Here is a 10,455-nt window from a genome sequence, read left to right as displayed (position 1 = left end):
GGGGGGGCCGGCGGTTGCGGGGGTGTCGGGCAGTGCGTCGAGGACGGGGTAGACCAGCACCACGCCCGCCGGGCCCGGCGCGTTGCCGCGCACCGCCAGCGCCGTCGCGGCGGCCAGATTGCCGCCGCTCGAATCGCCGACGAGCAGCACCCGGCCCGGGTCGCAACCGAGGCGTTCCGCCTGCGCCAGCGCCCAGGTCAGCGCCGCGACGGCGTCGTCGACCGCCGCGGGGAAGCGGTGCTCGGGCGCGGCGCGGTGGTCGACCGCGAGCACCAGCGCGCCCGTGCGCCGGGCGAGTTCGTGGCAGAGCCGGTCGTGCGTCGCCAACCCGCTCAGGACCCAGCCGCCGCCGTGCAGGAACACCAGAAACGGGCGGTCGGCCCCGCCGCCCGGGTCGTAGGCGCGCATCGGCACGGGTCCACCCTCGACCTCGTGCACCCGCACCGCATCCGGCGGACGGGACGCCCGGCCGCCGCGCGGCGCGACGCCGCCCGCCGCCGCCCGGCGCAGCGCCGACGCGTCGAGCGGTGCGACGGCGGGGTCGGGGAAGGCCGCCGCCATCGCGTCGCACAGTCGCCGTGCCGGGGGCGGGAGGGCGTCGTCGTCCGGCGCCACCTCAGCTCCCCTCGGTCGTCGTTCCACCGGCCGCCGTTCGCCCAGCCGCCGTTCGCCCAGCCGCCGTTCGCCCGGCCGCCGTTCGCCCGGCCGCCGCGCCGCCGTCGACGGTGAACTCCGCGCCGGTCACGTAGGCGGCGGCGTCCGAGAGCAGGAAGGCCACCAGGTCGGCGACCTCCGCCGCCGAGCCCATCCGTCCCAGCGGGACGTGCGGCCAGTCGGGCGCGGCGCGGACGGCGTCGGGCAGCATGGGCGTGTCGATGACGCCCGGGTGCACGGAGTTGACCCGGATCCGGTCCGCGGCCAGGTCCAGCGCAGCGCAGCGGGTGAGCCCGCGCAGGCCGAACTTGCTGGAGCCGTAGGCGGCGTGGCCCGGGATGCCGGTGAGCCCGGCGATCGAGGAGATGTTGACGACGGAGCCGCCGCCGGCCGCGCGCAGCGCGGGCAGCACCGCCTGGATCCCCAGGAACGGGCCGACCAGGTTGACCCGCAGCATCGCCTCGAAGCCCGCCCGGGTCTCCTCGCCGACCGGCGAGGTCCGCCACACGCCCGCGTTGTTGACCAGCCCGTCCAACCGCCCGAAGGCGCTCACCGCCTGCTCCGCGGCCTTCGCCCAGTCGTCCGCGTCGGTCACGTCGTGTGGGACGAACCGCGCGCGGTCCGGGCCGAGTTCGGCGGCCAGCGCCGCACCCTCCTCCTCGCGCACGTCGGTGAGCACGACCCGCGCCCCCGCCGCCGTGAACCGCCGCGCCTCGACCGCGCCCTGGCCCCGCGCCGCGCCGGTGACCAGGACCACCTTGCCGTGGAGAGACACCGTGGCCGTGGTGTTCATACGCCCGCCAACTCCCTCGCCCGAACCCGCGGAATGACCTGCTCGCCCCACTGCCGGATCGTCTCCAGGCAGGCCTCCTGCGGCACCGTGCCCATCTGGATCAGGCAGATGACCTCGTCCACGCCGATCGCGCGCAGCCGTTCGACGTAGGCCAGTGCGGTGCCTGCGTCGCCGTACGCGTGATCGGCGTTGAACGTGCCCGTCGCGCTCGGGCGCACCGGGACGCGCGCCTCGTGCAGCTGGGCGACGAGCTCCGCGCGGTCCCGGGCGAGCGCGCCGACGTGGTCGTCCTCCTCGGCGTAGCCGCCCGGGTCCGGGGCCGGGCCGCCGCCGTACCAGTGGGCGATGGACTCGGCGAAGAAGCGCTGCCCGCGCGTGCCGATCCGGTGCGCCCGCTCCGCGTCGTCCAGCACCACCGTCGGGCACAGGGCCGCGAAGTGGTCGTTGGCCTGGTCCGAGACGAGCCGCTCGCCGGTCCGTGCGGCGACGGCCGCGTCGTAGACCGCGCGCATCGCGGCCACGTCGTCCGCGCCGGCGAAGCCCAGCACCAGGGCGCCGAGACCGAGTTCCGCGGCCGTGCGCAGCGTCTCCCGCTTGCTGCACGCCATGAACAGCGGCGGGTGCGGCCGTTGCACGGGTCGCGGCAGCACGGCGCCGGGCCCGATGTCGATGCTGCCGTGCCACTCGAACCGCTCGTGGCGCCAGGCGGCGGCGAAGATGCGCAGCGCCTCCTCCAGTTGGGGGTAGGTGTCGTCCGGGTCGACCCCGAACATCGACATCTCCTGCCGGGTGGCCCCGCGACCGCCGCCGACGTCCACGCGCCCGCCGGACAGCACGTCCAGCAGCGCGGCGCGCTCGGCGGTCCGGACCGGGTGCTGGTAGCCGAACGGCATGGTGACCACGCCGTGCCCGAGCCGGATCCGCGAGGTGCGGGCAGCCACGTAGGCAAGGAAGATCTCGGACGCGCTCATGTGCGCGTACTGGGTGAGCGAGTGGTGCTCGACCGCCCAGACGCGGTCGAAGCCGACCTCCTCGGCCAGGACGGCCTGTTCCACGCAGTCGCGCAGCACCTGGTGTTCGAGGTCGGGGGCCGGGTCGGCCAGCTGGGCTTCGAAGATCATCGAGAACTTCACAGAGCGCCTCCCGGTGTGCGGTGTGCCGTCGTGCGATTGCGATATGACTAGCAGTCATATCGTGAGAGTGGAAGAGAATCCGACCGGATCCGCCTACACTCCCGGGCATGGCCGAGACCGACGCGGACCGGGACGACGACGCTCCGCTGCCACTGCCCGCGACGAGTTGGGCGGTCCTCGGCCTGCTCTCCTTCGGCGCGGAGCTCTCCGGCTACGACCTGAAGAAGTGGGCCGACGCCTCGCTGGGCTACTTCTACTGGAGCCCGTCCTTCAGCCAGATCTACAGCGAACTGCGGCGCCTGGAGGCGGCCGGCTGTGCGACCTCGCGGTTGGTACGCCCGGAGGCCGGGGCCCGGCCCAAGCGGCTCTACCGGATCACCGAGGCCGGGCACGCGGCCGTCCGCACCTGGGCGCGGGAGGCCCCGGTCGACCCGCCGATGCTGAAGCACCCGCCGCTGCTGCGCGTGTGGCTCGGCCATCTCACGGAGCCCGACCGGCTGCGGGAGACCCTCGAAACCCACCGGGCGGAGGCCGAGCGCCTGCGCGCCCGCGCCGCCGCGGATCTCAGCCGGGCGGCCGACGAACCCGCCTGGGCCTACCCGCTGTTGGCGCTTCGGTGGTCCGAGCGCTACTACGCGGCGCAGGCCGAACTCGCGGCGGGTCTGCGCGCGGATCTGGACGCGCTGGCGGAGCGGGACGCCTCTGCGGGGCGGAACGCGATGACGGGACGGGACACGTCGGCGGGGCCGGGCGAGGACCCGCCGCTCTGAGGCATGGCCCCGCCCTGTGCGCGGGAACCCCCCGTCAGGGGGAGGATCTCAGCCGGTCAGGGGGTCAAAGGTCCGTCGCTGCGGGGGTGCGGGCGCTCCAGGAGATTCGAGAGGGTGTTCCCCTGACACGCGGATGACCCGTACGGCCGCCGGGCGGCCCGCTTCCGCGTGTCCGGGTCCTGCGCGCGCCCACGGCGCCCGGGACTCCTCCAGCGATCCACTCGAAGCGAGAGGAACTTCTGCATGGCCTTCTCCCGTAGGAAGACCCTGGTGGCCGGCTCGGCCGCCGTCGCGATAGCCGCGGCCACCGCGGTGGCGCTCCCGGCGTTCGCGTCGGCGTCCGCCGCCTCCGCCCCGGCTCCCGCGACCGGCGCCGCCGCTCACGCCTACCGGCACGGCGTCTTCCCCCGCGCGGGCGCGCAGGCCCACCTCGCGGCTGCCGCCTCGGCCGCCGCAGCCGGCCAGGACGGCCAGAGCGTCCAGGACGGCCAGGACGATCAGGGCGGGCTCGCAGGCCAGGGCAAGCCGGCCAACGAGACCAAGCCGCTGACGTACCACGGCGGTACGGGCGGTGTCGGCGTGACCACCGGGGCGCCGAAGGTCTATGTGATCTACTGGGGCTCCCAGTGGGGCAGCGCCGCCAAGGACGCCCACGGCTACACCACCCTCTCCGGCGACACCGCCGGCATGGCGCCGCGCCAGCAGGCCTTCTTCAAGGGCCTCGGGACCAAGGGCGAGACCTGGTCCGGCGTGATGACCCAGTACTGCCAGGGCGTCAAGAGCGGTGCGACCAGCTGCCCCGCCGGCAGCGCGCACATCGGCTACCCGACCGGCGGCGCGCTCGCGGGCGTCTGGTACGACGACTCGGCCGCGGCCCCCGCGTCCGCCAGCGGCAACCAGATCGCGCAGGAGGCCGTCAAGGCCGCGCAGCACTTCGGCAACGGGACGACCGCCGCCAACCGCAACGTCCAGTACGTCATCACCTCGCCGACCGGCACCACCCCGGACGGGTTCAACACGCCGAACGGCGACTTCTGCGCCTGGCACGACTACACCGGCGACCCCTCGCTCGACGGCGGCGGCGCGGTGACCTCGGCGGTCGGGCCGATCGCCTTCACCAACATGCCCTACCTCCCCGACGCGGGCCACAGCTGCGGCGCGGGCGCGGTCAACAGCGGTGCGGCGGGGGCGCTGGACGGCGTCACGATCGTCGGCAGCCACGAGTACGCCGAGACGATCACCGACCAGTTCCCGTACTCGGCGAACCCCAACTCCCCGGTGCTGACCAGTGGTGGCTGGATCACCGACAACGACAGCACGGGCGGCGAGGACGGCGACAAGTGCGCCTGGGTCCGGACCGGTCCCGGCGCGGGCTTCGACCTCGGCCTGGCGACGGGCTCCTTCCCGGTCCAGACGACCTGGTCCAACGACGCCAACCACGGCGCCGGCGGCTGCCAGGGCGCGCACCCGATCGTCAGGAACACCGCCCCGCACACGGTGACGATCGGTCACATCGCCAACCAGAGCGCCGTCGTGGGCCGTAGCCTGCGCCTCGCCGTCACGGCGCACGACAGCACGGCGACGTCGCACCTCGGCTACAGCGCGACCGGCCTCCCGGCCGGGCTCCGCATCGACGCCCGCACCGGCGCGATCACGGGCCGGCCGACGCACATCGGCACGTACCACGTGACCGTCGTCGCCAAGGACGAGACCGGCGCGAGCGCCCGCACCACCTTCACCTGGACCGTCCGCGTCCACTGACGCGGCAATACGCCGAAGGCCGGTTCCCAGGAGGGAACCGGCCTTCGGGTCTGGTAGCGGGGACAGGATTTGAACCTGCGACCTCTGGGTTATGAGCCCAGCGAGCTACCGAGCTGCTCCACCCCGCGTCGGTACGAGAAGGTTAACAGAGTGTGGCCCGATTCCCCCAATCGCTTTCGTCCGGGGCCTCCCCGCAGGCAGAGAACGGGGCCGCGGCGGTGGTGAGGGATTGCGGAAGCCGCTGCTTGCGGCGGTCGCGGGCCGCCGGAAACCGGCCTCAGGCGGCCTCGGCCCTGGAGGGGGCGGCGGCCGGGGTGGGCTCGGCGTCCGCCTGGCGCGGCAGGACGCGCTCGCGGTGGTGCTCCTCGGTCAGGTCGTGCAGGCGGGCGTGGAGCAGGTGGCGCAGCGTGATGACGCCGATCGGGCGGTGCGTCGCGGGGTCGATCACGGGCGCGCTGGTGAGGCCCGTCTCCGCGAAACGGTACGCGATCTGACGCAGCGTCTGATCCTGGTGCACGACCAGCTCGCACGGGATCGTGGCCTCCCGCACGGTGCTCGGCGCCGCGTGCGGGGAGACGACGCCGACGAGGCGGCGCAGCGTGGTGACGCCGACGAGCGTGCCGTCGAGGGCGTCGACGACGGGCAGCAACGCGTCCTCCGGTCCGGCGAGCGCGCGCAGTCGCTCGGGCGTGACGTCGTCGTGCTCGGTCAGGGCTCCGCCCTGGTCCAGCGGCAGCATCACCTCGCGGGCGAAGAAGGTCTCCAGCGGGTCGGTGGAGTACTCCCGGGTGAGATGAAGGCCGCGGCGGGCGATCTTCTCGGTGAGCACGGACCGCTTCAGCACCAGCGCCGACAGGGCGAAGGCCGCCGTGGCGGAGATCACCAGCGGGAGCAGCATGCCCCAGGCGTGGGTGAGTTCGAGGGTGAACACGATGCCGGTCAGCGGCGAGCGCATCACGCCGCCGACGACGGCGGCGAGTCCGAGAATGCCCCAGAAGCCGGGGATCGCGTGCGGGAAGAGCATGCCCTCCCACGCGCCCAGCGCGCCGCCGATCATGAAGACGGGCGCGAGCACGCCGCCGGAGGTGCCGGAGCCGAGCGAGAGCGACCAGATCAGCGTCTTGACGGTGAGGATGCCGACGATCAGGCCGAGCGTGGCGCGGCCGGTCAGCAGTTGGTCGATGACGTCGTAGCCGACGCCGAGCGCGCGCGGCTCGATCAGGCCGCCCAGGCCGATGACCAGGCCGCCGATCGCGGGCCACCACATCCAGTGGAACGGCAGCCGCCCGAAGGCGTCCTCGGCGCGGTAGACCAGCCAGGTCGCGGCCACCGCGAGCGCCCCGCCGGTCAGGCCGACGACGACGGCGAGCCCGTCGAGGGTCGGGGTCAGGTGGAGGCCGGTGGCGTCGACGGGGAAGACCGGCGCGGTGCCGAGCAGGTAGCCGCGGCAGATCGTGGCCACCGCCACGGCCGCGACGACGGGCACGAAGCTGCGCGGGCGCCATTCGAAGAGCAGCAGCTCGACGGCGAGCAGGATCGCGGCGAGCGGCGAGTTGAAGGTCGCCGCCATGCCGGCGGCGGCGCCGGAGACGAGCAGCGTCTTGCGCTCGTCGGCGGTCAGGTGGAGCAGTTGGGCGAGGATCGAGCCGATCGCGCCGCCGGTCATGATGATCGGGCCCTCGGCCCCGAACGGACCGCCGGTGCCGATGCTGATCGCGGCGGAGACGGGCTTGAGCACCGAGACCTTGGGCTGGATCCGGCTGCCGCCGGTGAGTATCGCCTCGATCGCCTCCGGCATGCCGTGGCCGCGTATCTTCTCCGAGCCGTAGCGGGCCATGGCGCCGATCACCAGGCCGCCGACGACAGGCGCGCCGAGGACCAGCCACCACGGGTGGTGCACGGCGCCGGGGGCGACGAGCGAGGTGTCGACGCGCTGGTAGAAGACGAGGTTGGTGACCAGTCCGATCAGCCGCAGCAGCGCGAGCGCGGCGAGCGCGCCGGCGCCGCCGACGACCAGGGCGAGGCCGGTGATGGCCAGCATCCGGGGCCGGACGGTGAAGTCACCGAGGTGGACGTGTCTGGAGGCGTGCGCGGTACGCATGGTGCTCCGGTCCTGTTCTGTGCGGTTCGGGAGGCGCGGCGCGGGCGCGCGCCGGGATTCGTCGGCCCGAGGCGTCACAGCGGGACGGGGCCGTGCAGATCGGCCGCGTAGTCCTCGCCGACGACCTGGTGGAAGGCGTCCAGGCCGTCGGCGGTGGCGGCGCGGAGCTCCGGGTGGATCCGGGAGAGGATCCGGGCGAGTTCCCGCTCGCGCCAGCGCAGCACCTGGTCGACCAGGGTCCGCCCGAGCGGCGCGAGTTCCAGCGTGACGACGCTGCGGTGGTGCGGGTCCGACCCGCGGAGCACGTGACCCGACGCGACCAGCCGGTCCGCCAGTCGGGTGACGGACGACGCGCCGAGGCCGAGGGTGCGGGCCACCGTGGAGGAGGGGCAGCGCCCGAGGTCGTCGAGCGCGAGCAGCATCCGCATCTGCGGCAGTGATATGCCCCCGCCCGTGGCCTCCAGGCTGTGGAGCGCGACGCCGATCAGGTCGCGGGTCGCGCGCTGGAATGCCTGGATCTCGTCCGCGCTCGGGGTCGCCTGCGCGGTTCGACTCGCTGGAATCGCCATGGCAGAAGTATTGCATTCATCAAGACTTGCCGCGAGGTAGTGTTGATAACAGCAAGCCATGGAGTGAGAGGCGGCGATCATGCTCGGTCGTACATCCCGTGGTTCCTCGACGCGGCCCATGCCGGGGGAGGCGCCGGGGGACCGGATCAGTCCGGCCCTGCGCAGGGCGCAGGACATGCTGCTGGCCGCGGTCGCGGAGGGCGGCACCGCGCGGCTCGCGCACATCTGCCTGGACGCCTGGGACGGCGGCGACGCCGTCGCCGCCGGCATGACGCTCGGCGCCCTGCTGCGGGCGCTGCCGGGGATGGGCCCGATCACGGCCCACGAGATCCTCGTGCACCTCCGGGCCGACGAGTCCACCTGCGTCGGCGAGCTCGACCACGCCCGGCGCGTGGCCCTGCCGCTCGCCCTGGCCCGCGCCCGACGACCCCGCACCTCTCCCGCCGAGTGACCCAACCACCGTGCAGGCGCGCCCCGTTGACGGGGCCGCCCGACCGGCCCGCGGGCCGGACCGGCTCTGTTCACCGCGCGCTTCTCCTGTCACGCTGACCCGGACACGCACGACCGTGCGCCGCCGTCACGCCTGAGGAGAGCCGTGAGCGTCCCCCGTCCAGTCCGCCCCACGACCGCGCTGCGTTCGCTACGACAGCGCGTGGCAGCCGTGGCGGCTGCCGCCGCCGTGGCGGTGGCCGCGCCGATCGCCCTGCCCGCGGCTTCGGTCCCGGCATCCGCCTCGGCCTCGGCCACCCCTGCCGTGGCGGGTGCCCCGCAGGTGTTGACCGGGCCTCAACTGGCCGCGTCGTGGACGGCGCCGCTGAGCACGCGAGGGCGGTACATCGTCGACGCGAACGGGAACCGGTTCAAGCTGAAGGCCGGCAACTGGGACGGTGCGCAGGGCCACTACCTGGGCAGCGGCGACGCGACGGATCCCGCGGACAACGAGCACGGCGAGGTGTCCTACAACGTCCCGCTGGGGCTGGACCGGGCCCCGATCGGGCAGATCCTGGCCGACTTCCACACCTTGGGCCTCAACGCCATCCGGCTGCCGTTCGCGGACGCGCTGATCCACGACACCAGCATCGTGCCGGACGCCGCCGTCGCGGCCAACCCGCAGCTGAAGGGCGACACCCCGCTCCAGGTCTACGACGCGGTGGTGGCGGCCCTGACGAGCGACGGGTTCGCCGTCATCCTCAACAACCACACCACCAGCTACCGGTGGTGCTGCGGCCTGGACGGCAACGAGCGCTGGAACAGCGGCCAGACCACGCAGGCGTGGGAGGCCGACTGGCTGTTCATGGTGAACCGCTACAAGGCGAACAAGCGCGTGGTCGGCGCGGACCTGCGCAACGAGGTCCGCCGCGACGTCACCGACGACCCCAACTGGGGCTGGTACGACGACCACGACGAGTACGCCGCGTTCGAGGACGCGGGCAACCAGATCCTCCAGGCCGACCCCGACATGCTGGTCATCATGGAGGGCATCAACTGGTACGGCATCCCGACCGCGATCACCCCGCACGGCCGGCCGATGCTCACCCCTGTCGCCAACCTCTCCAACACCCTGATCGACTCGGGCAAGCTGGTCTACTCGGCCCACTTCTACGCCTACACCGGCCCCAACAACTCCGGTGCGTCCAGCGGCCTGGGCGCCACCAGCGACCCCCGCTACGAGGACTTCACCCCGGCCCAGCTCGCCCAGGTGGTCAACTCCGAGGCGCTGTTCGTCACGCAGTCCGGGCAGCACTTCACCGCCCCGGTGTGGGTCAGCGAGTTCGGCGCGGCCGGAATCGGCTCGACCGACACCAAGGAGCAGGCCTGGTTCGACGACTTCACCAGCATCCTGGAGCAGAACGACACCGACTTCGCCATCTGGCCGCTGATCGGCTACACGGACTCCAGCGGCAACCTCCAGGACAACTGGGCCCTGCTCTCCTACGACAGCAGTGGCCACCGCACCGGCCTGGAGGACGGCGGCGACTGGCGTGCCACCGACTGGAACAAGCTGGTCTCCGCGCCGAGCTACACCGGCCAGGTCCCGCAGGTGAACCACTGGAACATGCTCGACCTCGACCACGCGGACTACGACGTCTCCGCGACCATGCTGGCCCAGGGCGACTGGTCCTACGGCAACCGCAAGGGCGACTGCCCCGACACCGAACGCCTGGTCGCCCTCGGCCGCAGCGACAGCCGCGGCCTGTGCACCGACGCCGGCGAACCCGCCAAGGGCAGCGGCGCCTGGACCGTGGTCACCGACGAGCGCTACGTCACCGAGGGCGACTGGGCCTCCGGGTACAGCAAGCTCCAGTGCCCCGACAACACCTTCGCGGTGGGCTACAGCGTCCACAACAACGCCATGGCCGCCCTGTTGTGCGCGCCCTCGGCCACGCCGCTGCCGACCACCGGCCGCGACGTCTGGTTCGACCACGGCGACAACCGTCCGTCGTCCGGCGGTTCGGTCGCCAGCGACTGGGCGCCCGGCTACTACAAGGGCCAGTGCGCCGACAACGAGTACGTCGCCGGCGTCGCCTACACCTGGAACTGGAACGACGGCGGCGTCCCCGACGCCCTGCTCTGCCGCCCGCTGAGCTGAGCCGACCAGAGCGCCGAACCGAACTGAACCCGATCGGACCGGATCGGACCGGACCGGACCGGCCCGCCGCGGCGTGCGCAGCGC

The 10,455-nt window shown here is 73.4% G+C and carries 9 protein-coding genes and 1 tRNA gene; 4 read left to right on the top strand and 6 right to left on the bottom strand.

Annotated features, from left to right (window positions below):
• The 3 genes from TR50_RS49995 to TR50_RS16635 all read right to left on the bottom strand — a co-directional run.
• Window positions 1-615 (bottom strand): alpha/beta hydrolase fold domain-containing protein (locus TR50_RS49995; RefSeq protein ID WP_304941203.1); only part of this gene is annotated, 615 nt, incomplete at its 3' end.
• A 1-nt stretch (window position 616) separates the two neighbouring features.
• Entirely contained in the window at window positions 617-1,447 is an 831-nt protein-coding gene (locus TR50_RS16640; RefSeq protein ID WP_084700432.1) for an SDR family NAD(P)-dependent oxidoreductase, read from the bottom strand.
• Complete coding sequence (locus TR50_RS16635) at window positions 1,444-2,580, bottom strand: LLM class flavin-dependent oxidoreductase (RefSeq protein WP_042421467.1); 1,137 nt, start codon at window positions 2,578-2,580, stop codon at window positions 1,444-1,446. Before TR50_RS16635 ends, TR50_RS16640 begins: the two co-directional genes overlap by 4 nt.
• Before the next feature lie 107 nt (window positions 2,581-2,687).
• Between TR50_RS16635 and TR50_RS16630 the strand changes: the two genes are divergently transcribed.
• Both TR50_RS16630 and TR50_RS16625 read left to right on the top strand, forming a co-directional pair.
• Entirely contained in the window at window positions 2,688-3,350 is a 663-nt protein-coding gene (locus tag TR50_RS16630) for a PadR family transcriptional regulator (protein ID WP_042421465.1), read from the top strand.
• A gap of 243 nt (window positions 3,351-3,593) precedes the next feature.
• Entirely contained in the window at window positions 3,594-5,111 is a 1,518-nt protein-coding gene (locus TR50_RS16625) for an Ig domain-containing protein (protein WP_084700430.1), read from the top strand.
• Window positions 5,112-5,162: 51 nt separating this feature from the next.
• On the opposite strand, the gene TR50_RS16620 is transcribed toward TR50_RS16625, so the two are convergent.
• The 3 genes from TR50_RS16620 to TR50_RS16610 form a co-directional block, all read right to left on the bottom strand.
• Window positions 5,163-5,239: transfer RNA gene (locus tag TR50_RS16620), tRNA-Met, on the bottom strand.
• Between the two features lie 149 nt (window positions 5,240-5,388).
• Window positions 5,389-7,212: a chloride channel protein gene (locus tag TR50_RS16615; protein ID WP_042421463.1), complete on the bottom strand. Its 1,824-nt coding sequence runs from the start codon at window positions 7,210-7,212 to the stop codon at window positions 5,389-5,391.
• Between the two features lie 74 nt (window positions 7,213-7,286).
• A complete protein-coding gene (locus TR50_RS16610; protein WP_042421461.1) occupies window positions 7,287-7,781 on the bottom strand; it encodes a MarR family winged helix-turn-helix transcriptional regulator in 495 nt (164 codons plus the stop codon).
• A 79-nt stretch (window positions 7,782-7,860) separates the two neighbouring features.
• Between TR50_RS16610 and TR50_RS16605 the strand changes: the two genes are divergently transcribed.
• Window positions 7,861-8,232, top strand: a complete 372-nt coding sequence (locus TR50_RS16605) for a hypothetical protein (RefSeq protein ID WP_152648436.1) — start codon at window positions 7,861-7,863, stop codon at window positions 8,230-8,232.
• 144 nt (window positions 8,233-8,376) lie between these two features.
• A complete protein-coding gene (locus TR50_RS16600) occupies window positions 8,377-10,371 on the top strand; it encodes a glycoside hydrolase family 5 protein (RefSeq protein WP_236654446.1) in 1,995 nt (664 codons plus the stop codon).
• The last annotated feature ends 84 nt before the right edge of the window (window positions 10,372-10,455 follow it).

The organism is Streptacidiphilus anmyonensis (assembly GCF_000787855.1).
GTDB lineage: Bacteria > Actinomycetota > Actinomycetes > Streptomycetales > Streptomycetaceae > Streptacidiphilus > Streptacidiphilus anmyonensis.
The sequence above is the reverse complement of the archived record's forward strand: the minus strand, read 5'-3'. Positions and strand labels throughout refer to the sequence as shown.